Source organism: Synechococcus sp. MU1648 (assembly GCF_023630615.1).
Classification (GTDB): domain Bacteria; phylum Cyanobacteriota; class Cyanobacteriia; order PCC-6307; family Cyanobiaceae; genus Parasynechococcus.
On record NZ_JAKUHI010000002.1, the window covers coordinates 195,193 to 215,849 of the forward strand.

At 56.0% G+C, this 20,657-nt stretch carries 28 protein-coding genes, 1 tRNA gene and 1 pseudogene; 19 read left to right on the plus strand and 11 right to left on the minus strand.

The window, feature by feature from the left end:
- Nucleotides 1-11 precede the first annotated feature (11 nt).
- The 3 genes from NCN06_RS04600 (at nucleotide 12) to NCN06_RS04610 (ending at nucleotide 3,727) form a co-directional block, all read left to right on the plus strand.
- Nucleotides 12-1,094, plus strand: coding sequence for a M50 family metallopeptidase (locus NCN06_RS04600; RefSeq protein ID WP_226398327.1), 1,083 nt, complete (start codon nucleotides 12-14; stop codon nucleotides 1,092-1,094).
- A 57-nt stretch (nucleotides 1,095-1,151) separates the two neighbouring features.
- Complete coding sequence (gene rpsN / locus NCN06_RS04605) at nucleotides 1,152-1,454, plus strand: 30S ribosomal protein S14 (RefSeq protein ID WP_115024129.1); 303 nt, start codon at nucleotides 1,152-1,154, stop codon at nucleotides 1,452-1,454.
- Between the two features lie 107 nt (nucleotides 1,455-1,561).
- Nucleotides 1,562-3,727: a polyribonucleotide nucleotidyltransferase gene (locus NCN06_RS04610; protein ID WP_226398328.1), complete on the plus strand. Its 2,166-nt coding sequence runs from the start codon at nucleotides 1,562-1,564 to the stop codon at nucleotides 3,725-3,727.
- 7 nt (nucleotides 3,728-3,734) lie between these two features.
- Here NCN06_RS04610 and NCN06_RS04615 read toward each other — a convergent pair whose 3' ends face one another.
- Nucleotides 3,735-4,652 (minus strand): 3'(2'),5'-bisphosphate nucleotidase CysQ family protein, encoded by a 918-nt coding sequence (locus NCN06_RS04615; RefSeq protein WP_226398329.1) that lies wholly within the window; start codon nucleotides 4,650-4,652, stop codon nucleotides 3,735-3,737.
- A 26-nt stretch (nucleotides 4,653-4,678) separates the two neighbouring features.
- Here NCN06_RS04615 and rsmI point away from each other — a divergent pair, with 26 nt between their 5' ends.
- Entirely contained in the window at nucleotides 4,679-5,536 is an 858-nt protein-coding gene (gene rsmI, locus NCN06_RS04620) for a 16S rRNA (cytidine(1402)-2'-O)-methyltransferase (protein ID WP_226398347.1), read from the plus strand.
- Nucleotides 5,537-5,555: 19 nt separating this feature from the next.
- Nucleotides 5,556-5,792: a hypothetical protein gene (locus NCN06_RS04625; protein WP_115095031.1), complete on the plus strand. Its 237-nt coding sequence runs from the start codon at nucleotides 5,556-5,558 to the stop codon at nucleotides 5,790-5,792.
- A 19-nt stretch (nucleotides 5,793-5,811) separates the two neighbouring features.
- On the opposite strand, the gene NCN06_RS04630 is transcribed toward NCN06_RS04625, so the two are convergent.
- Complete coding sequence (locus tag NCN06_RS04630; protein ID WP_226398330.1) at nucleotides 5,812-6,558, minus strand: helix-turn-helix domain-containing protein; 747 nt, start codon at nucleotides 6,556-6,558, stop codon at nucleotides 5,812-5,814.
- An 88-nt stretch (nucleotides 6,559-6,646) separates the two neighbouring features.
- On the opposite strand from NCN06_RS04630, the gene NCN06_RS04635 reads away from it, so the two are divergent.
- The 6 genes from NCN06_RS04635 (at nucleotide 6,647) to NCN06_RS04660 (ending at nucleotide 10,168) form a co-directional block, all read left to right on the plus strand.
- Nucleotides 6,647-6,720, plus strand: a tRNA-Arg gene (locus NCN06_RS04635).
- Between the two features lie 157 nt (nucleotides 6,721-6,877).
- On the plus strand, nucleotides 6,878-7,057 hold the full coding sequence (locus NCN06_RS04640; protein WP_115095021.1) for a hypothetical protein: 180 nt from the start codon (nucleotides 6,878-6,880) through the stop codon (nucleotides 7,055-7,057).
- A 565-nt stretch (nucleotides 7,058-7,622) separates the two neighbouring features.
- On the plus strand, nucleotides 7,623-8,318 hold the full coding sequence (locus NCN06_RS04645) for a ParA family protein (protein ID WP_250398707.1): 696 nt from the start codon (nucleotides 7,623-7,625) through the stop codon (nucleotides 8,316-8,318).
- 277 nt (nucleotides 8,319-8,595) lie between these two features.
- Nucleotides 8,596-8,760 carry a hypothetical protein gene (locus NCN06_RS04650; protein ID WP_170952153.1) on the plus strand — a complete coding sequence of 55 codons (165 nt, stop codon included), beginning with the start codon at nucleotides 8,596-8,598 and terminating at the stop codon, nucleotides 8,758-8,760.
- A gap of 835 nt (nucleotides 8,761-9,595) precedes the next feature.
- Nucleotides 9,596-9,772, plus strand: a complete 177-nt coding sequence (locus NCN06_RS04655) for a hypothetical protein (RefSeq protein WP_170952154.1) — start codon at nucleotides 9,596-9,598, stop codon at nucleotides 9,770-9,772.
- A gap of 216 nt (nucleotides 9,773-9,988) precedes the next feature.
- Entirely contained in the window at nucleotides 9,989-10,168 is a 180-nt protein-coding gene (locus NCN06_RS04660; RefSeq protein ID WP_115024138.1) for a hypothetical protein, read from the plus strand.
- Between the two features lie 646 nt (nucleotides 10,169-10,814).
- Here NCN06_RS04660 and NCN06_RS04665 read toward each other — a convergent pair.
- Complete coding sequence (locus NCN06_RS04665; protein ID WP_115024142.1) at nucleotides 10,815-11,021, minus strand: hypothetical protein; 207 nt, start codon at nucleotides 11,019-11,021, stop codon at nucleotides 10,815-10,817.
- 436 nt (nucleotides 11,022-11,457) lie between these two features.
- Nucleotides 11,458-11,649: pseudogene (locus tag NCN06_RS04670) on the minus strand (DUF1330 domain-containing protein); the annotation flags it as partial.
- 644 nt (nucleotides 11,650-12,293) lie between these two features.
- Between NCN06_RS04670 and NCN06_RS04675 the strand changes: the two are divergent.
- From NCN06_RS04675 to NCN06_RS04690, 4 genes are all read left to right on the plus strand, one after another.
- Complete coding sequence (locus NCN06_RS04675; protein WP_115024144.1) at nucleotides 12,294-12,494, plus strand: hypothetical protein; 201 nt, start codon at nucleotides 12,294-12,296, stop codon at nucleotides 12,492-12,494.
- A 147-nt stretch (nucleotides 12,495-12,641) separates the two neighbouring features.
- Nucleotides 12,642-12,827 carry a hypothetical protein gene (locus tag NCN06_RS04680; RefSeq protein WP_250398708.1) on the plus strand — a complete coding sequence of 62 codons (186 nt, stop codon included), beginning with the start codon at nucleotides 12,642-12,644 and terminating at the stop codon, nucleotides 12,825-12,827.
- Nucleotides 12,828-12,951: 124 nt separating this feature from the next.
- Nucleotides 12,952-13,137 carry a hypothetical protein gene (locus NCN06_RS04685; RefSeq protein ID WP_115024146.1) on the plus strand — a complete coding sequence of 62 codons (186 nt, stop codon included), beginning with the start codon at nucleotides 12,952-12,954 and terminating at the stop codon, nucleotides 13,135-13,137.
- Nucleotides 13,138-13,307: 170 nt separating this feature from the next.
- A complete protein-coding gene (locus NCN06_RS04690; RefSeq protein WP_226398332.1) occupies nucleotides 13,308-13,472 on the plus strand; it encodes a hypothetical protein in 165 nt (54 codons plus the stop codon).
- A 705-nt stretch (nucleotides 13,473-14,177) separates the two neighbouring features.
- Here the strand turns inward: NCN06_RS04690 and NCN06_RS04695 are convergent.
- The 5 genes from NCN06_RS04695 to NCN06_RS04715 form a co-directional block, all read right to left on the minus strand.
- The gene (locus NCN06_RS04695; protein WP_226398333.1) at nucleotides 14,178-14,495 is read right to left on the minus strand and encodes a DUF3288 family protein; all 318 of its coding nucleotides are present in this window, start codon (nucleotides 14,493-14,495) and stop codon (nucleotides 14,178-14,180) included.
- Between the two features lie 92 nt (nucleotides 14,496-14,587).
- Nucleotides 14,588-14,779: a hypothetical protein gene (locus NCN06_RS04700; protein WP_006850529.1), complete on the minus strand. Its 192-nt coding sequence runs from the start codon at nucleotides 14,777-14,779 to the stop codon at nucleotides 14,588-14,590.
- Nucleotides 14,780-14,874: 95 nt separating this feature from the next.
- The gene (locus NCN06_RS04705) at nucleotides 14,875-15,159 is read right to left on the minus strand and encodes a hypothetical protein (protein WP_115024385.1); all 285 of its coding nucleotides are present in this window, start codon (nucleotides 15,157-15,159) and stop codon (nucleotides 14,875-14,877) included.
- 81 nt (nucleotides 15,160-15,240) lie between these two features.
- A complete protein-coding gene (locus tag NCN06_RS04710) occupies nucleotides 15,241-15,447 on the minus strand; it encodes a hypothetical protein (RefSeq protein ID WP_115024147.1) in 207 nt (68 codons plus the stop codon).
- 194 nt (nucleotides 15,448-15,641) lie between these two features.
- Nucleotides 15,642-16,130 carry a cupin domain-containing protein gene (locus NCN06_RS04715; protein ID WP_115024149.1) on the minus strand — a complete coding sequence of 163 codons (489 nt, stop codon included), beginning with the start codon at nucleotides 16,128-16,130 and terminating at the stop codon, nucleotides 15,642-15,644.
- 107 nt (nucleotides 16,131-16,237) lie between these two features.
- Here NCN06_RS04715 and NCN06_RS04720 point away from each other — a divergent pair, with 107 nt between their 5' ends.
- The gene (locus tag NCN06_RS04720; RefSeq protein ID WP_115024151.1) at nucleotides 16,238-16,534 is read left to right on the plus strand and encodes a DUF8638 family protein; all 297 of its coding nucleotides are present in this window, start codon (nucleotides 16,238-16,240) and stop codon (nucleotides 16,532-16,534) included.
- Between the two features lie 6 nt (nucleotides 16,535-16,540).
- Here the strand turns inward: NCN06_RS04720 and NCN06_RS04725 are convergent, their stop codons facing one another.
- Nucleotides 16,541-16,834: a hypothetical protein gene (locus NCN06_RS04725; protein WP_115024152.1), complete on the minus strand. Its 294-nt coding sequence runs from the start codon at nucleotides 16,832-16,834 to the stop codon at nucleotides 16,541-16,543.
- Between the two features lie 582 nt (nucleotides 16,835-17,416).
- On the opposite strand from NCN06_RS04725, the gene NCN06_RS04730 reads away from it, so the two are divergent.
- From NCN06_RS04730 to NCN06_RS04740, 3 genes are all read left to right on the plus strand, one after another.
- Nucleotides 17,417-17,677: a hypothetical protein gene (locus tag NCN06_RS04730; protein WP_226423007.1), complete on the plus strand. Its 261-nt coding sequence runs from the start codon at nucleotides 17,417-17,419 to the stop codon at nucleotides 17,675-17,677.
- A gap of 320 nt (nucleotides 17,678-17,997) precedes the next feature.
- A complete protein-coding gene (locus NCN06_RS04735) occupies nucleotides 17,998-18,792 on the plus strand; it encodes a prohibitin family protein (protein WP_226398336.1) in 795 nt (264 codons plus the stop codon).
- Nucleotides 18,793-18,805: 13 nt separating this feature from the next.
- Complete coding sequence (locus NCN06_RS04740) at nucleotides 18,806-20,008, plus strand: DUF389 domain-containing protein (protein WP_226423008.1); 1,203 nt, start codon at nucleotides 18,806-18,808, stop codon at nucleotides 20,006-20,008.
- A gap of 8 nt (nucleotides 20,009-20,016) precedes the next feature.
- On the opposite strand, the gene NCN06_RS04745 is transcribed toward NCN06_RS04740, so the two are convergent.
- Entirely contained in the window at nucleotides 20,017-20,223 is a 207-nt protein-coding gene (locus tag NCN06_RS04745) for a YqaE/Pmp3 family membrane protein (protein ID WP_226398338.1), read from the minus strand.
- Between the last annotated feature and the right edge of the window lie 434 nt (nucleotides 20,224-20,657).

The following is a 20,657-nucleotide window of genomic DNA, read 5'->3' on the forward strand; positions in this document are numbered from 1 at the left end:
CTGACGGGGATATGAACGTATTGGCGGCCCTCCTGGTCCTTGCTCTGCTGATCGTGGTGCATGAAGCAGGACATTTCCTTGCAGCCACGCTCCAGGGCATCCGCGTCAGCGGCTTCTCGATCGGCTTCGGTCCTGCACTGATCAAGAGGCAACGTCGCGGTGTGACCTACGCCCTGCGGCTGTTTCCCCTTGGTGGCTTCGTCGCCTTCCCTGACGACGACGAAGACAGCACGATCCCAGCGGATGATCCGGATTTGCTGCGCAACCGGCCGATCCCCCAGCAAGCCCTGGTGGTTGCAGCGGGGGTGATGGCCAATCTGGCGTTGGCTCTGGTGGTGCTGTTGGGTCAGGCAGCTTTTGTCGGTGTTCCTGCCGCGCCGGAACCGGGGGTCCTGGTGGTTCAGGTGCAACCTGGTGGAGCCGCCGCCCGCTCCGGCCTCCGTGCCGGCGACCAGATCCTCAGTCTGAACACCAAACCCCTCACTGCAGGTCAACGCGGCGTCGAGGCAATGGTGCGGGATGTGAAAGCAGCACCGCAACAATCCATCCGTGTGGAGCGAAAACGGGGGGACGAGACGACCACCGTTCAACTGATCCCCGACGATCAGCAGGGCATGGGGAAAATCGGGGCCCAACTGCAAGCCAACATCAGCGGAACGATGCGCCCAGTGCGTCATCCCGGGGAACTCCTTCTCACCACCGGCTCCCAGTTCAGCCAACTGCTGCAGCAAACCGTGCGTGGCTACGCCGGTCTGTTCATCAACTTCAGAGCCACGGCAGGCCAGGTGAGTGGTCCGGTGAAGATCGTTGAAATGGGGGCTCAGCTCAGCCAGCAGGGGGGATCGGGGTTGGTGCTCTTCTCAGCACTCATTTCGATCAATCTGGCGGTGCTCAATTCGCTCCCGCTGCCACTGCTCGATGGCTGGCAGATGATGATGCTTGCGATCCAATCCGTTCGCGGTCGTCCTGTTTCGGAACGGATTCAAATGGCCTTTGCACAATCTGGTTTTCTTCTTCTGGTGGGTCTCACCCTTGTGCTGATCGTGCGTGACACCAGTCAGCTGCCCGTGGTTCAGCAATTGATGGGTCGCTGAGGCAGAGAGGGCGCCCGTGTATCGTTGACGATTCAATCGCTCGCTGCCCCCCGCTGCATGGCCAAGAAGTCGATGATCGCTCGCGATGTGAAGCGCAAGAAAATGGTTGAGCGCTATGCGGCGAAGCGCGCAGCACTGATGGCAGCGTTTAATGCAGCCGAAGATCCGATGGATCGTCTTGAGATCCACCGCAAGATTCAGGCTCTCCCCCGCAACAGTGCACGCATCCGTGTTCGCAACCGCTGCTGGGCCACAGGCAAGCCCCGCGGTGTTTATAGGGATTTCGGCCTTTGCCGCAACCAGCTTCGTGAGCGCGCCCATAAAGGAGAACTGCCCGGCGTGGTTAAGTCCAGCTGGTGATCCATTCCTCGCCATGGCGTTGTCACGGGGAGGTTTGACCTCCCCTTTCTTGTGAAGAGCAGCCATGAAATGTCAGACTTGGGATTGACAAAAGGACATAAGACGTCGTGCAAGGACAAACCCAGTCGATCTCCTTTGACGGACGTGAGATTCGACTGACCACCGGGCGCTTTGCCCCTCAGGCGGGAGGATCCGTCTTGGTGGAGTGTGGCGACACCGCCGTGCTTGTCACAGCAACCCGTTCCGGGGGCCGTGAGGGCATTGATTTCCTGCCACTGATCTGCGACTACGAAGAGCGCCTCTATGCGGCTGGGCGCATTCCCGGCAGCTACATGCGTCGTGAAAGCCGCCCACCAGAACGGGCCACCCTCACGGCTCGGCTGATTGACCGCCCCATGCGGCCCTTGTTCCCCAGCTGGATGCGTGATGACCTGCAGGTGGTGGCCACTTGCTTGTCTCTCGATGAAAGGGTCCCCGCCGATGTTCTGGCGGTAACGGGCGCTTCCATTGCCACCCTTCTGGCAGGCATCCCTTTCAACGGCCCCATGGCGGCGGTGCGCGTGGGTCTGCTGGGGGACGATTTCGTCCTCAATCCGAGTTACCGGGAAATTGAACGGGGTGATCTGGACCTCGTGGTCGCCGGAACCCCTGACGGCGTGGTGATGGTCGAGGCCGGTGCCAACCAGCTGCCGGAACAGGACGTGATCGAAGCGATTGATTTCGGCTACGAAGCGATCTGCGAACTCATCAAGGCTCAGGAACAACTCCTCAAGGATCTGGGCATCACCCAGGTGAAGCCGGAGACCCCCGAACAGGACAGCACAGTTCCCGCCTATCTGGCCAAGCAGTGCACCAAAGCCATCAGCGCTGTCCTCAGCAAATTTGATCAGAGCAAGGAGGAACGGGATACAGCCCTTGAGAAAGTGAAGGGCGAGGTTTCAGAAGCCATCGCAGCCCTCAAGGACGACCATGCCGTCCGCCAGGCTCTGGCCAGCAGCTCGAAGTTGCTCGGCAACAGCTTCAAGGCGCTTACCAAGACGTTGATGCGTCAACAGATCCTCAAGGACGGCAAGCGCGTCGATGGACGTGGCCTCGACGAGGTGCGTCAGATCAGTGCCATGGCCGGAGTCCTGCCGCGCCGAGTGCACGGCTCAGGTCTGTTCCAGCGCGGACTGACCCAGGTGCTGTCCACCGCAACGCTGGGCACTCCCAGCGATGCCCAGGAGATGGACGACCTCCATCCCAATACCGAGAAGCTGTATCTGCACCATTACAACTTCCCTCCCTACTCCGTCGGTGAGACCCGGCCGATGCGCTCACCCGGACGTCGTGAAATCGGCCACGGAGCGTTGGCCGAGCGGGCCATTCTTCCGGTTCTACCTGAGAAAGACACCTTCCCCTATGTGGTGCGTGTGGTGAGCGAAGTGCTCAGCTCCAATGGCTCCACCTCCATGGGTTCTGTTTGCGGCAGCACCCTGTCCCTGATGGATGCTGGTGTGCCGTTGAAAGCCCCCGTGAGTGGCGCTGCCATGGGTCTGATCAAGGAGGGCGATGAGGTGCGGATCCTCACCGACATCCAGGGCATCGAGGATTTCCTCGGCGACATGGACTTCAAGGTGGCCGGAAGCGAAAAGGGCATCACAGCCCTGCAGATGGACATGAAGATCACCGGCCTGCCAGTGAAGACGGTGGCCGAAGCCGTCAATCAGGCGCGCCCGGCGCGACTCCACATCCTCGAGAAGATGCTCGAGGCGATCGACACTCCGCGGGACAACCTCTCTCCTCACGCCCCACGCCTGCTCAGCTTCAGGATTGATCCTGAGCTGATCGGCACCGTGATCGGTCCCGGCGGACGCACCATCAAGGGCATCACCGAACGCACGAACACCAAGATCGACATCGAGGACGGCGGCATCGTGACCATCGCGTCCCACGATGGTGCTGCAGCTGAAGAAGCCCAGAAGATCATCGAAGGCCTGACCCGCAAGGTCAACGAAGGCGAGGTGTTCTCCGGGTCGATCACCCGCATCATCCCCATTGGTGCCTTTGTGGAGATCCTTCCTGGCAAGGAAGGCATGATCCACATCTCGCAGCTGTCCGAAGCGCGGGTGGAAAAGGTCGAGGATGTCGTGAAGGTGGGCGACGAAGTCACCGTGCGGGTCCGAGAAATCGACAACCGCGGACGCATCAACCTCACCCTGCGCGGTGTTCCCCAGGCCGGTGAGACCTCCGAGGTGGAGCCTCAGCCCACCCCAGTAGCACCGCTCAGCTGATCAGGTCTCAGACCTGAAAGCCGGGATCGATCTCGGCCATGGCCCGCGTCGCACGCTCTCCGAGCTCGGCGTGGGCTTTTCCATGGCTGGCGATCAGACAACCGGCCTGACGGACATCGCCGGTGTTGTAGGTGAGGTCGGCCTGATCCGCATGGGTGAAGCGACCACCGGCCGCCAGCAGCACCGCTTCCGGAGCCGCCATGTCCCAATCCTTGGGAGCGCTCTTGCCGGATAGGGAAACGTAGAGGTCGGTCTCGCCCCTGAGGATCGTGGCCACCTTGAAGCCAACGCTGCCCACTGCTTTGGAACCGCCGAGATTGAGTGCATCAATCAACTTCACCAGACGGTCGTCGCGGTGGCTGCGGCTGGCCACCAGGATTAGATCCGAAACCGCGGTTCTGTCGCTGAAGCGAACCGGCGACCGCTCACCCTGGCGGTCTTCACACCATGCTCCTTCGCCGACGATGCCGATCCAAAGTTCGTCGGCTTCCGGCAACAGCACAACCCCAAGAACGGGGCGCCGCCCCCGCACCAGAGCCAGATGAACGGCATATTCGCCTGTGCCCTGCAGGAAATCCTTGGTGCCGTCCAGGGGGTCGAGGATCCAGAGCCACTCTGCAGGCAGTGGTTGGCCTTCAGTGAGCTGCTCCTTAGCAGTCTCCTCACTCAACAGCGTCCAGTCGGCATCCGCAAAGGAGCTGGACAGACCATCCAGCAACCACTTGTTCACGGCCAGGTCAGCCGCAGAAACCGGCCCCTCTCCGCCGTCATCAACACTCAAAGCTTTGGGAAAACCGTGAGGGGGCTGCTCACCGCGGGCATAGGCCCGCAAGATGTCGGCTGCTCCCCAGCTGAGGCGACGAAGTTCCGTCAGCAGAGCCTCCTGGTTGACGCCGGAGGGGAGAACGGCAGAGCTGGGCATCATGATCAATGCAGGCGCTCGCCATTGTGATGCAGCGGGATGAACCAAGCGGCGGCAGCCTCTATCTGGTGGGCACCCCCATTGGTCATCTGGGGGATCTATCCCCGCGAGCCCGCGATCTGCTGAAGAACGTCGATGTAATCGCCTGTGAGGACACCCGGCACAGCGGACAGCTGCTGAGCAACCTTGGCGCCAGCGCCCGCAAGGTGTCCTTTCATCAGCACAACACCCGCACACGCTTGCCCCAACTTCTGGATGTTCTGGCTGAAGGGCAAAGCCTCGCCGTGATCAGTGATGCAGGCCTGCCTGGCATCAGCGACCCCGGCGAAGAACTGGTGGCCGCTGCGCACCAGGCCGGCCATCCGGTGATCTGTATTCCAGGCCCCTGCGCAGCCACCACTGCTCTTGTGAGCAGTGGATTGCCCAGCGGACGCTTTTGCTTCGAAGGATTTCTGCCTGCCAAGGGGAAGGAGCGACGGGCCCGCCTCGAAGCCATCAGCAACGAAAGCCGAACCACCGTGCTGTACGAAGCACCACACCGACTGATCACGCTGCTCGAGGAACTTCAGCAACACTGCGGAGGAAGCCGTGCCCTTCAGGTGGCACGAGAACTGACCAAACGCCACGAAGAGCAGGTAGGGCCGACGGTGGAACAAGCCCTGCAGCACTTTCAGCATCACCCCCCGCAGGGTGAATGCACTGTTGTGCTGGGAGGAGCACAACCGGCAGAGCCGGAGGAACCCGACGACCGTGACCTGCTCAAGCAACTGCAGGCGTTGCAGGATGCCGGCGCAACCGCCAGTGACGCGGCACGGCAACTGGCCCAGGCCACAGGCCTGTCAAGACGACGGCTGTATTCCCTCCTGCACCAGGGCACGTCAAACTGAGCCTGTCGACGGTTGTGCTGTGTTGATTCGCCTGCGTCTTCTGCTGATCAGCCTGGGGAGTGGTCTGCTGCTTCTGCTGCTGCTCTGCCTTGGAGCGCAGAACCTTCAGGATCGCCAAGCGCTCCAGCTTGGGGGGCAGCGCTCCGTTCCTCTTCCCACCGGTTTTCTCGTAGGGATAGCGCTGGTGATTGGCGTGATCAGTGGCGGAACAAGCACCGCTGTCTTGCTTCCCGATCAACGCGATCGATTCGATTAGTGGTGTTCAGCTGGATCGCTCAGGCGTCAAGCGCGATCAGCGTTCCATCCAACACCAGCCTTGTGATGCCTCGGGCAAGCAGATAGCTGCTGGTGCGCTGAAAGACAGCGGTATCGGGGACCTTGATCACTCTTTGACTGCGACCGCACTGGCGTTTGGCCTCTCGAGGACTCGCAAACAGACACAGCCCCTGGCGTGTCTGCTCGGCGTCATCCAGAAAGCCCAACTCTGGAAACTCCTTGAGGGGCCGGGCATCCAGCTCGACCACCTTGTCGACGAGCATGTAGGCGCTGTCGGGGAGCAAATCGACACTGAACGGTTGCGCCTGATTCAGCGGTCGATCAGTGAGGTCGCCAACACCGACGAGGGGCACGAGCTCTGTGAAGGTCTCAGTGATGCCGATGTCGTCGTCTTCGTTGAGCTCTTCTTCAGCGTCCTCGCCGAAATCATCAGCGTCATCGAGGGCCAGACTGCTTTCATCAGCTGTGAGGGAGTCATCCTCGGGCTCCTTCTGTGGGGATGCAACAGCAGGGGGCTCCGGTTCAGCCTGAATGACGGGATTGACCGGGGGAGAGGCCGTCGATCCCTTGAGGCGAGTGGCTTTCAGCGCGGCATAAGCATCAGCTGGCAGCAGTGACTTCACCGTGCGGCTGACGGTATTGGGGCTGCAGCCGTAGGCCTCAGCCAAAGCAGCTGTTGACTCGCCGGCCTTGTAGCGACCGACCAAATCCTGCTTCTCGCTGTCGCTGAGACGACGCGGCGCCATTGATGCCGACCAACAGCTCATCACCTTAGGAGGCAAAAGGCATGAAAATCCAGCCCGCCTGAAGCAGCCTGCCAAAATGAGATCGCTTGCTCCCTTAGCTCAGCTGGATAGAGCAACTGCCTTCTAAGCAGTCGGTCGATGGTTCGAATCCATCAGGGGGCGTTCAGTTCCAGCCTCAGGTGCCCAACCCATTTCCTTCTGCCAGGTGGGTGCCCAGAGCTTGCATCGCTTCTTGAGGTGTTGGCGGTAGCTGCTTTCCACCAACTGGTTGATTTGTGAGGGCCGTCGCTATACAGCGACTAACTGCCGTCAAATGCTGATGAGCTGGCGTCTGAATGGTCTTGCTCCGTGGAAACCGGTCCGCGCTGTCGTCTTCGCAGACAAGAAGGTCTTCTTCTGGATCAAGGGAAAGCTCGGTCTCTCTGAGTACCAGATGGCTGCGCTGGTCTGGCTGAAAGGTCTGGTGATCGGCGTGCTGTTGGGGGCCTGGTTGTTCTGACCAGACCGCGAAGAGATCGATCAGTTCAGTAACAAGTCACGCGCTGAGCCGATCAAGCCCAGGGTTACGACGTCATTGCCCGAGGAACGACATGGTCAATTGACCGGTGGTTCCACCTGAGAGGAATCTCCGGAACGACTAACCAATGGACTCTTCTACCGATGGGATAGGAGCCGTTGCATAGCGACCATCAGCTCATCCCTTCGAGGAGGGGCGAATAGGTCACCAGAGGTGGGAATAGGGAGCCTCCTTTTTCGTGGGTTCCTGACCTCAGTACTCTTTTGGTCGTCATGGCAACCACTAATAGGTATTTCTTACGTCAATGTGTAATCGCTCCCTTTTGGCGAGGGGGTGATGCGTCGTGCAGGGAGAGGGTGGGACCTCTCCTTTTTTTTGGCAGTTCGCAAAAGTCGCCCTTACCTCTTAAGGAAGGTGGTTGTGCTGTCTGAAAATGACTTGGGGACTCGTAGCTGACTGACGCTGTCATCGCGGAAGCAGCAACAACCCACGTATTGCCTTCCAGAAAAAAAACGCGACCCTTTAAGGAGTCATTAGTCGCTGCGCGATGTTCATCACTGTTTTTGGCCAGAAAGGTGGTGTTGCCAAGACGTGTAGCAGCGTTCACATAGCAGCAACCTGGAGCCATCAACAAAAACGGGTAGTCCTGGTTGATGCCGACCGCAATAGATCGGCCACTGCTTATGGCGCCAGAGGACTCTTGCCCTGCCCAGTCGTGCCGATTGAAGCGGCAGCCAAAGCCACTCGATTGGCAGAGATTATTGTCACAGATGGACAAGCAAGCAGCAACGAAGAAGAAATGAAAAACTTAGTAGAGGGAGCCGATTTCATTCTGCTGCCCACTACTACGCAGAGCAGATCCATCGAATTAACTGTTGAAATGTCACAGATGCTGAAGCAATACAAGATCCCCTACGCTGCACTACTTGTGAAAGTTGATTCACGCAAAGAAGCTGCAGCAGAAAAAGCCAAAGAATTGCTGCAAGGATTCGACATAAAGGTTATAGATGCACAAATTCCATTGCTTAGCGCATTTGAACAAGCGGAAACAGAAGGAGTCACCGTTGATCAAGCGATTGACAAGCGTGGGCGAGCAAATCCACGAAGAATGATTGGTTGGGCGGCATACTGCACAGCCTGCAGGGAAATTGAAGATCTATTCGAAGAGCACCGAAAGCTGAATCAAATTCAGTCACCGATTGGATGGGACTTCACACCCATTGAACAGCGTATAGCCGCTTAAATATGGCTGCAAATTGACTGCAAAACCGACTGACCGCCTGGCCAGTAACGCCTTAGGAAAACACTATCAACATGCCACTGGCATGAACCCTGAAGCGTCTTCATGAATTCATCAAAGTCGAGCATTCGCTGCAAAGCTTTTGTTGGCATCACATCGATAGCATCTTCTTAAGGTGATCTTCCACAGCATCCCTCCAGGGGGAGTCAATTCTGTGTCACTTGATGCAAGTCGCATTGTTCAGAGTTTTTAACTTGATAGCCATACCTATCGAATAGTTATGGCCTTTGACGAACTCGACCGGACGACGCGATACATCCGGGATGCCAAGTCTCGTGCCCTCGAAGTGCTCAATGAAACCTGTCCAAAACTCACGGCTCTTGAAAAGGCGATGTGGGTGAAGTTGAAGCGGGGTGAAAGCCCTTGCAAGCAGAGCAATGGCTAATGGTGCGGGCGCTTCAACCCAATTTTTTTTTGGGGGGGGATAAGGCTGCAGCACATGCGACAGCATTTGGTTGACGTGGATGGGCTGCGGGTGAAGCTGGAGTGCATCTGCCAATGGCGAGCCGACAGTGTCTTCATGAGGAGCTGCCCCCCTCCTATGCACTTAAGGGCGTGATGGGTGCCTCTGCGCTGGTTGGCAAGTGGCTGACAAAGCTTTTCCAGGTAAGAACCTGCTCTTAACCCGCACGGGGTTAACGATCTGAGATTCTCTGAGCATGACAAGTACACAGCGAAAGCAAGCTCCCAAATGGTTGGGTTGGGAGTCAGCTCAACGGAAGCGTTACCTCCGTTCTGTTGAGCAGGATCTGGCCACAGAGCTGGGGCCTGATTGGCGCGACAAGATCGCAGATAGCACTGAGAGTTAATTCGTCGGCCACCAGTAGAGAGCTTCGCGGCCTTCGTCAAACAGAAAGAACAGCTCACCGTGATCGACATTTGTGAGCAGTTGGGAGTTCTCCCACTTATGGGTCGGCAGGCATCTCGTTAGTTGCCAGCGATAGCAATGGACTGACTCTCAGCAGATTTTCCGGATACCGAAAACTGCCTGAAAAGTCGCTGCAAATTCCGTCGCTCCCCCCAACGAACTAGGGGCTCATAGCGAGTAACTCTCTTAGGCGACCTCGTCGCACCGGGATCGTGCAAGCGCCCCCCCTGACCAGCACCCGACCAAGGCCAACAGACGGAGGCCAACAGACCGACGCAAGTGTCGATAGCGTCATCCCACGCGGTTGGGCCGGAACGCCACCACGCGAGATCTGAATAACGACCAACGACAAATGAGCCGAAGAGGAATTCACCCCCTACTGATGGGGCTCGACAAACCTGCGCAGCAGGACGAGAAGAGCAGCACCAACACACCTAATCGCGAAACAGCAGAGACATCCGGCCTGGAATCGGCTCAACGCAAGAGATTTCTGCGATCAGAGGAAGAGGAGGCCGACCAGCAGGGCTGATGGCCTGGACGAGTCAGCAGCTGTCCACTTTTGTTGTCACAGTGCCAGCAGCTTTGCCAGCTTGAAGTTGTGAGGAGGATCGCCTCACGGGAGTGGAAACAAGGTGACACTCCTGAAACGCGTTCCGTGGCCCCTGCCTTTGGCGGGGGCTTCTCATTGGAATGTGGTCCTGAATGGAAGATCTAGCTAGGGGTTGAGTACGAGCAGCCGATCTAGATGAACGCTGGATTTCCAGAAGTGACAGAGCAGGACCCTTCGCTGCCGGAGCAGCCAGGGAAGCGACAGGAACGGCTCGCCAAGTTCGTGATGGAGTTGTGGGCGCAACATCGCCACGTTGCAGAAACTCGCCGCCACATCAATAAGAGGCTGGCCGACGAGACGGAACTCCTCAACTAATCGACCATCAGGCTGAGGGAGAAGACACGAACCAGCAGAGCGTCGGATGTCAGCCGATCAACAGGTTCATCTGCGCATGAGCCGGGGTGTGACAACCCGGTTTTTTTGTGCCGATCGGACTGGGGGTGAAAACCAACGCCACAACGTCGTTGCCGCTCATTTGGTCGCTGCCATCGCCTCATTCGAACGGCACCTAAACCATGACCGGGGTGATGGTGACTTTGGAGCTTCGAGCTCTCCATCCAATGGTTCCTCCAATAACCATTGGGCGCTGAGTGTCAGCTGACTCTTCTTCTCAACCGGAGGAGTCAGAACAGCGTCCTAAACGCCGACACAGCAATGCACAGCCTGACTCCTCTTATGAAGGGGAGGAGTCAGATCAGCGCAATCTCACTTCGCAACCTTGCCGTTGCTCATTTGAACCGCGTCTCCGCGTCATCTGAAGCCAACGCCCCCTTGCTTCAACCCAAGCTGCTAAAGGAAGTTCCCGCCGCAGGAAACCTCCATCCAATGGCCTAACCCTTGCCATTGGGCGCCGAAGCAAAAGCTGACTCCTCTTCTGAACGGGGGGAGTCAGGTTGGCGTTATCGCACGTTGTAGTGAGTACTCAGTAGTGAGCGCTGTGTAGTGAGCACTTGCGCCAGGTTCAATCCTCGGGATCGTGCAGCTGTTCCCATCGGCCGAGGATGGGCTCCAACAAAGGCTCTGGATAGCCCTGGTCGTTAAGACGCCAGAACTCATCGTTGAACCTGTAGCCGTGGATCGCCGCCATGACGGGTTCATGCAGAGGGTTACCTCCCATTGGCTGACGCAGGCCCTCATGCCATGAATGCAGATCGTTGGTCTTGCCCATGCCGCCATTCTGACGCCGTGGAACAGCTTTATCTCACTGGTGGTGAACACCGTCGCCAGCCTGTTCAACATCTTGTTCAACGCCTCAATGGCGTGGCGCTGCATCCACTCGACGCCTAATTAGGCGTTAATGCTTGGTACGCATGAGCACAAAAAAAACCTAGGTTGGCCCTAGGTCTGTTCAGCGCTTCGTTGTGAAGCTGGCCTGATCTGTTGGGGGCCGCCGCCAAGCTCGCCCCCTCCCAACCTCAGGCTTTAGAAGGCTTGCTGGTTAAAGCTGCGGACATGGCAGTGGCTAAGAGCATGCAGCCTGCAACAGCGAGGAATCCCATCGGTTTGAGGTGACTGAGGGAATCATTCCCGTTCCCCGCCCCTACCGCCTGTCGCGGTTGCAACAGAACTGAAAGGAAGTCCTGCCACCCCGACGACGCCTCTCATTAGTGAGCGGCGCGATCACCTTCTTCAAGGATCGAAAGCGAGACATTGCTGTGGGGTTGACGAAGCTGGAGCATCTCTTGATATTCGGGCGCCTCATAGGCAGCTTTCGCTGCAGCCAGTGATTCGAACTCGAGGATCACGGTCAGATCTCCGGCATTGCCTTCGCGAACATCCGTCTGGAGATCTCTGCAGAGAAATCGAGCTCAGCACTTAGCCAGATAGGGCTCGGCAGCTGAGATGTACGCCCCCATTCCTTCAGGGTTGGTGATTGCGCCAGAAACGCTCCAGTAGCCCTTGACCATTTCGCTCAACAAGAGATGTCCGCAGCAATGCATGACTCAGGTCCGGCATCCCAGTGCTGTGCCACGGCGTCAACATCGATGCGAGCTTGCTTACCCAGCTTCATGAAGGCAAGTCTCTCTCGCTGAACTTTTATACATTGATCAGTGTTAATTCGAGAAACCGCATAGCTTTGTTTTGGTCTATCGGGATCCATAGGGGACCTGCCATCACAGCTCCTTTTATTAATCATGACTGACTCAAAAAACAACCCCAATCAATTACAAGTTGAGCAGTCAATAGTCCGACCTGCTCCAGCAGGATGGGGATTAAAACTATTGAAAGCGCTGAAGCTAGAAAAGCTTTTAAAACTGGGTAGTCGATGAGTTAAATGAAGATTTCACGGCATCAGCACTTGCCCACTCCAGGGTTTCCTCAGGGGTCGTGACGGCGTGTTTGCAGAGTGCGAAGCGACGAAGACCTGAAAACGTTGCATTCACTACCCCAAGACGAGAGCCACCGAGGCCATGACACAAGAGCGCCTTAAGCAAGTCCGATGCCCCCAGCAGATCTGATTGTGCAGACACCACGAGGCTCATCCATCCAAAAAACTGAAGAAGGCCAATTCCTGGTGTGCGATGCCGAAAATCAGTGCCACTTGACGCACAGCCTTTACCTGGCGGAGGAGAAACTCAAGGGGATGGAATGTGGATATGTCTTCCCCTACGCAACCAACTACCGCAAAAGCTTCACCTGACGCGAAGAAGCTCATGGGAGCAGGGCCACCACTGCCACACCAGCGACAAAACAAGAGCTGATCGATCTTGAATCGACAAATCAACGGTTTCGAGTCCGAAGCATGACAGCGCAAGATGACTTGTAAGCAGGTCATCTTGCGTCAAGCGTGAAGCACGGTTACATGAGAACCATTCAGCAACTTGGCGCGATGCCGGAGCTTCTCAAGCGTCAGATTGACCGCCTGGAAACCGCCATTGACCTTTCGACAGACTGGCTGGAAATTCAATATCTGATGGTTGAGCTCGACCAACTCAAAGCGTTGTATGACGACACAACATCAGAAGCTGCATGAGCGGCGGCTCTTGACGTAGACCACCGGCCTGAAAATCTGTAGAGATCAGCAACACATCAAGCCAATGCACAGAGACGGCTTGAGCAATCTCTGTCAGGTTGAGGATCGGGCTCATTAGCCAATCATGAACGACGAGCAGCAGAGCGAACTGGAACGCCTAAACCGTGTGCTTGCGGTGGCCAAGAAGAACGGAAACCAGCTCTTCATCCAGAACATTGAACGTGAGATTGCAGCCATTCAGCGTGGCGATTGCTCGCCCCTCATTGAGGAGTACCTCACAGAATCAGAACAGGCATCGATACAACGCTGAGAGGCCTGGCAGCTCAACAGGTCGAGCCCAGTGATGTGTCGAAGTCCAGACCGAGGTCTGTCGACAGCTTGTGCTCCATTGACAGTTTCCTAGCGTTTAAAGGACTCCAGCCCTGTAGGCCCACTCCAGGCAGCCAGCTGCTCCGCGCACGCTGCCTGGAACGCCAATCGATGACTGACCACACCCTCGACATCTCAGCTGCATTGCGCGAAGCCCACCTGCAGCACCTCGAGGCCTCTCTGGCAGTCAAAGCTGCAACGAAACCCGGCAGCACGAACGCAACGACAAGAAAACCAGGATTAAACAAAAACAAGAGAACTGCCTTAAGCGACTGATCGCTCGTCGACACCCAGTCCCTTGATCAATCAACCCTGGCCATGGCAGCTCAAGCTTGCTTGGAGTCTCGCGACAGAGCTGGAGGCGTCCCTGCCCATGTTGAACACCTAGGAAAAGCCTGCTTTAGGCAAGCCACCCCAACAATCGATGGCGCAGGCCATCAAGGCAATGCGCCTTAATGCCGATGACTTTGTGCCTTCAAGGCACAAAACTGAGTGCATTGAGATCGGAGGCGTTCATGAAAGACGACGGTCCAACCGAGCAGTTTCCAGAAGCAGACTGACTTTCTGGCCCCTGCTCCAACAGTCTCAAAAATGACCTGGGTTGGTCCTTTGGTAGGCGCGCAATGGTCCGCCACGCCAATCGACGCTCCACTTGCACCGCCTTAGGTGCCCTCGGAGAAAACGACCCAACACCTAGAGCACATGGCCCCAGGGCGCCTCGAGCCAGAAGCTTCGCTCCTCTCTCTTTACTGAAGTGATGGGTTGAACCATGCACAAACGAGCGAGCTAGGCCGTCTTTCTATCGGGAAGGGCGGCCTTCCTCTTTGGAGACTTGAACCCTGGCTTTGACTTGAGAAGCCTGCAAGAAACGTGAGTCACCAGCTTTAGCTTTCATTCAGAGCCCTCAAACAACATCGAAAATCAATAAGTTTCCATATTCACCTTTAAAGCAAGTTCACTGCGATCCAATCGCAGAAAGCATCAAGATTCAGCATCTTCAACGTCAGCCCCTGAGCCAACACCCTCAGCGACAGGATCTTGTCCTGGACGCCAGCCGCTTCTCCAGATCTCTCGTGTCTTGATGTTTAGATCTTCGCGAGAAAGCCCCCAAAGCGTGAGGCATTTCTGCAAGTCATCGCGGATGTCATCTGCTCCAGGAAAATCCGCATATCGAGAAAACAATGCGGCGATCGTTGTCAGCTGCTGAGGGCCTGGCTCGCCATCGTGGCCCAACACAGCATCGATCTGATCGCGATCAATGGCGTAGAGCGGATGCGTCTGTTGGGTGTCGTCGGTCATGCAAAGATCATGCCCGATCAGGGCGATCAAAGCAGCACATCAAATCGAAGTACTAATGACACCTAACAGCACCCGACAGCCTGAGGACGACGTCAGTCGAGCTCCCAGCACTCGGAACCGCGGCTGGTGAGCAGGCAAACAACATGCTTCTCCTCGCTGATCAATCGATACGTGTGCCCATCAGCATCACTACGGGCACGTGCATGCCAAAACGCATTGTCTTTGGAGGCATGCTCCGCACGATTCGACCAGCCATCCACTGTCAACTCCTGAACCGCAAACATGACATTCATTCGAACTGCACAAAGGTTCGAGGGCCATGCCGATCATGAGTAGGATCAACAGAAACTCGTTGGGATCGCTTGATCAGCTGTTGTAATCAGCGCAAAGCAGAGATTTTGTCAACGCTTGAGCCAATCTCTTCGATGGAGAGCCGTTCAGTAGCAGCATCATTGTGAAGGCGAAAAAGAAAACCATTGACCCACGCCGTCTCTTTGTTGTTCACCTCATGGCCACGATCAACAAAACCGGGCTGTTGATGGAAAAGATGAAGAAGAATGGTCAGAACATCTTGAGGGGAGAGATTTTCGGGGTCAATCGATGGCAATTGATCTCTGACATCCAGATAGGACATTGATCCTGTGGTCGCGACATCAAATGGCACTGTCAACTTGAATTCGAAGTCTGACCATCCAAACAAAAAGCCCCGCCTAGGCGGGGCATCATCCCTTGAATGAAACAGGGATCAAAGCCAATTGGCACGCATCGCTTCGTAAGACACCCCTCTGTATTTCAACTGGGTTGAGAAGACTTTCTCTTGAGCCAGCTTGACCGGAGAGAGGTGAGCGGAGGTGTAATCACTTGATTCAGATCCGCGGGCCACTGCCTTCTTGGAGTTGTTGCGGAGCTGCGCGCGCAGCTCACGCTCTTTCAGGAGCTGAAGAGCATTCATGGTGTTCCTCGTAGAAAGCTCAGGCCCCGTTCCATGCCCTGAGTCGAACTGCGCTTCGCTATGTAGCGAAGTGAACGCTTGTAGCTATTGCTACAAGTAAATACTAGGCCATGCAGGTTCTTTTCTGCTGTTCAGCCTGTTACAGCTCTGGGCAATCCATCGCGAACCAACTGTGGTGTCCTGGCCATGGGCCATCAAATCAACTTCAAATGCAACGACTTCCCCAACGACAGAGAATTGTGATCGTCTTCGTTGGTCGTTCTTAATTCGAGGTTGAAAAACAAAGCCGATCGGTCATGAATAAAGGGTCCGGCATGCCAAGTTCCCGGATGAAGCTTGAACGCTTCACCAGGTTGGAACTTGATCAGGGCAATGGAGGTCGCAGAAGGCGGACAGCCAGGATCCGTTGAGGGGGCCATCGCCAGCCACCAGGGTTGTGCATCTGCAGACCCCAAACACTGACTCACGCGATGATGTCGCGTCATCGCCTTGAGAACAGGCGGACGGCGGCGGATCCGCATCACATAAAAACGCGGCCGACCTGCGGGATCGAAATACAGGTCAGCATCTACTGAGCCAAACAATGCTGGATCGTCCTGCGGACACAAGAGAGTTCCACAGCGTTCCAACCAGGACGTATGCGATGGGATCGGCGTCAGGCTCGAAATTTCATCGTGATCCATCCCGTCAGGATATGAAAATCAGGTCCTTTCCCAGGACAAGAAATGGTGTCTTGGGCCACTGAAGCCAAGAACGGAACTCCCTATCACCTGAGAAAGGTGAACTGATCATGCTGACCACATCAACACGATTAAAACTTCAAGACATCTGCAGTCGATTGGCCCAGGGACAATTTGTGTCGCTCCAGGAACGTGTTTACCTTCAAAAATTTGCCGAACGCGATCGCAGCGTGAGCACATGGGTGAACAGAGCGCAACGTTTTCAACGGGAAGGCGCACAACACGGGCTCGACGGTTTGATCGCCGACCTCGACCTGGGGCGACGCCATCCAGAGGATCCCGAGCACCCAGAAGATGATCTCGGAGACTGGTTCAGCAATGCTTCCCCTTGGCTGCGTCGCGACTGACGACCATCAACAGGAATCGTCCAGCGGGCCGAAATGATGGATAGCAACCTCCTGCAGAGTCTTCAACGATTGAAGAGCAGCAAGTCGTTGCCTGGCCTGAGCAAGCATCGGCTTGCCATGGGGAACGCAAGATTCGATCAGGGATGCTGCCTCTGATGCTTCAGCTTTGACCCAGCCTGTGCATCGCTCGAGTCGGGTCGTGAGATCGCCATCGCGCAAAGCACCGGAGTAGTTCGGCCCTGCGAAAACCTCGAGAAGTGTCGCCAGTGCGTCCCTGGCCTGCTCACGGTTCACCGTCATGGGGCTTGTGGAATACAGGCCCAGACTGACAGGGCAGACACAAAAAAGCCGCCTCGAACGGGCGGCCGGGTGATGGGGATATCCACAGCTTACCTGAAAGACCTAGTGATTGCAGGCCATTTGAAGAAACGGCGACAACAAAGTTCTACGGACTTTTCCACCGCCCTGTGGATAAGCCTCCAAGACGTGGCGCGCCGTAAAGTTGATCCCACTAGGTGTGGTGGATCAGCTGCAGAAACTTGACGAGAAGCACTACACTTATGGAAACGCCAGGTGATGGGGATTACTTGGCATATTCCTCCGTTCAACGGAGGTTTTTTTATGGCTTGTTCAACGACAAACCAACACAGTGTTAATGGCCTTCAAGACCAAGAAGCTTGTCCTGGCCAGCATGCAGGGCGTTGAGATGATCACCGTGTTTGGTGATCTGAGCTCAATGAGCCGACTACCGCTTCAGCAGTGAAGCAATCCAGTGACATCCTGAGACAACTCCACCAGAAAAGAGTTAGATCAATCCATCTACACCCCATAGGCTCCATCCAGCCAAAACAACATTCAGGCAAAATGCGTGCGCTCGTCGGATTGCTGCTGCTGTCGATTGCCCTAAGTGCTATCTCGTCTGCCTCCCGCGCTCAGGAGCTCGGTCGTTGTGAACCCACCAAGGCGGTGAAGGTCATCGATGGTGCGCTCAGAGAAGGAAAAACACTCCAGCAAGCCATGGAGATGATGATCAAAGCAAAAGTCTTTGACGGATCAAAGGCATGCATCACATTCATCCGTGAAACCTCCATGACCATGCGTGATGCACATCCAAGCGCCTTCAAATCACTCTGGATGAACTAAGAAGCAGTCAGACACCAGGCCAATACTCGAGACAAATGGACTAAATCAGGCATTAAGTGCATCACCATCAGAGGCGGCAAACTCAATTTCATCAAGGATACTGATCACACAGAGTGTTAATTGCACCATCAGGATCAGCACCAATATCAACAATCTCGAGTGTTTTCATCCTCTCCAAATTTCTCCAGTCTTGGGAAGGTTTCTGATTGCATGAATCCTGAAAGTCAGTTCCAGACGGTGTCGATTCAGTGGAAAACCAGGCACTGAGACAACGGTGCACGCCCAAACCCGACATCATCAGCACAAGCACATGCCTAAGGATGCAAAGCCCTAGACGGATCAACGACCCCGCCAACAGCCTCGCCGTGCTGGTCGCCGTCGTTCTCAGCACATTGTTGTTATTGGGGCAGGCCCTGTTCATCGTTCCGGCCGGCAAAGTTGCCGTGGTCACCACCTTGGGCAAGGTGAGCGGAGGATCGCGTCTGCCTGGTCTCAATCTCAAGGTCCCATTTATTCAAGCGGTGTACCCCTTTGATGTGCGCACCCAGGTCAAACCAGAAGAATTCGCCACCCTCACTAAGGACCTCCAAGTCATTGAGGCCACCGCGACCGTGAAATACGCCGTTCGTCCCAATGAAGCCGGACGGATTTACCGGACAATCGCCGGTAATGACCGTGAGATCTACCCCCGCATCATCCAGCCGTCATTGCTGAAAGCACTGAAGTCAGTGTTCTCCCAATACGAGCTCGTCACCATTGCCACCGAATGGAACGACATCTCCGCATTGGTGGAGAGAACTGTGGCGGAAGAGCTCGACAAATTTGATTACGTGGAAGTCCGCGGTCTGGACCTCACAGGGCTGCAGATCGCCGAGGAATATCGCGCCGCCATTGAGCAGAAGCAGATTGCAGAGCAGCAACTGCTCCGCGCCCAGACCGAAGTCAAGATCGCTGAACAGGAAGCCCTCCGTTACGACACGCTCAATCGCAGCCTTGACGACCAAGTGCTCTACAAACTGTTCCTCGACAAATGGGATGGGCAAACGGAAGTGGTACCGGCACTTCCGGGAAGCAACGGCAGCACGCCTCCAGTAATTGTGGGGCGTCGCAGCTGATGGAACGACAGCCGTGGTGGTTGATCAACAATCGCTTCTCGAAGAGGAAGATCGTCTTGACGCACTGCACCGCAGTTACGACGGCGAAGCACGGCTGAACGAATCCTTCATCGTTCTGACCATTGGCGCCAGCCTGATCGCCAGCTTGGGGGTGCTTGCCAACAACGCCGCTGTGGTCATCGGGGCCATGGTCGTTGCCCCCTGGATCCTGCCGCTGCGAGTGGCGGTGTTTGCTGTTCTGATCGGGCAAGCCAGGCTGCTGTCCCGATCCCTGATCACCCTGGCAGCTGGTGCAGGTATCACCCTGCTCCTGTCGATGGGATTGGGCCTCATCGCACGAAGCCAAGGCTTGCTTTTAGCGGAGGCCCTGCCTGAACAGGTCACAGCTCGACTTGAACCCAATATTCTCGATTTGGGGATCGCGCTGGCAGCGGGTGCTGTCGCGACTTACGCCAAGGTGAATCCTGGTGCCGTGAGTTCCATGGCGGGCACAGCCATCGCCGTAGCTCTGGTTCCACCGGTGTGCGTGATGGGATTGATGCTCTCCGCCCAGGATCTGAGCGGCGCTCAAGGGGCTGCACTTCTCTATGCCGCCAACCTGCTGGGAATTCTGATTGGTGGAATCAGTGTGCTGGCGATTCGAGAGCCGTATTTCCGCGAGAAACTCAGACGCCGGCGACGCTCACGCCTGCCAGTGCTGTTAGCCGTGGGCTTGGCAGTTCTGGTGGGTCAAAAACTCTATGAGAGGTATGAGCGACACCTGTTCAAACTCAAGCAGGAGGCAGCCAAAGAACAGATTGAATCAGATATCCGCTACTACCTCAAGAATGAGACGTTGACCTTTGGTGCTAACGAAGCACTAGAACTCGAAAAAATCGTCTTCGACTGGCCTAATTATTGGGAACAAAACCAGGCCCCAACCCTTCAGGTGGTTGTGCGTGTGACCGATCCGACGACGCCGAGCTACAAACAGGTTCAGGAAATTCAAGACAACATCAACTCCAAGCTTTCATGGCAGTTCCAGGGCCTTGAACTGCAGATGCAGGTGCAACGCATCAACGTAAGTGTGGTGCAAGGCAATGAGGTGGACGAAAGCCTCTTTGACCTGGAGCAGATTTTCAACGAAGCCGACACTGCACTTGCACCAATGCAAGTAGATGAGGAGGAACTGGAAGATCCCAGCGAAGCAGAGATCTGTTCAGAGCCAAACTGCTAACGCCCTATTCACTTGCGGGTCAGGATCACAAACAAGGCATGGATCACAGCGGCTGGCCACATGCCGAAAAAGACTGGGAAACCAAGGCCACCCACAGCAAAGAGATAGATCACAAGGTTGATCCAGAAGGCCCGTGAAAGACCCACCTGGGTAAACACCCCCAGAGGTGGGATGAACAGCGCAATGATGATCCGAAAGATATCGCCGCAGGTCATGGGAAGGATCATGCAAGTTCTCTTGTCTTAGCAATCACCACCGAGAGCGGAGCAGCTCGCGCCCCTCCCTGGCCGGACACGCATGCCAAACCAGGCACCGACAAAGACAACATAATGTGGAGGCTCAGGGTCCACTGCACAAGGAGTCCTGACTAGAAAACCGAGCGATCAACAAAAATCATCTTTCAAAACATCCTGCATTGCCAAACTCTCTAGCAATGGTGGGAGTGATCGTGTCGTGCTTTAAGGCTGTTGGCTTGATCCTTTGACCGGTTCAATACCCAACAAAAAGCCCCCTCGATAGAGGGGGCTTTCCGATTCAGTTGATCTGAATCGTTTGGTCTGTTCCAGAAGGAACAGGTTGATTCCAGATCAACCGATGGCAGGAGCCTGCAGAGCCACAGGAGTGGACTCAGCAGCAGCCAGGTCGAGGG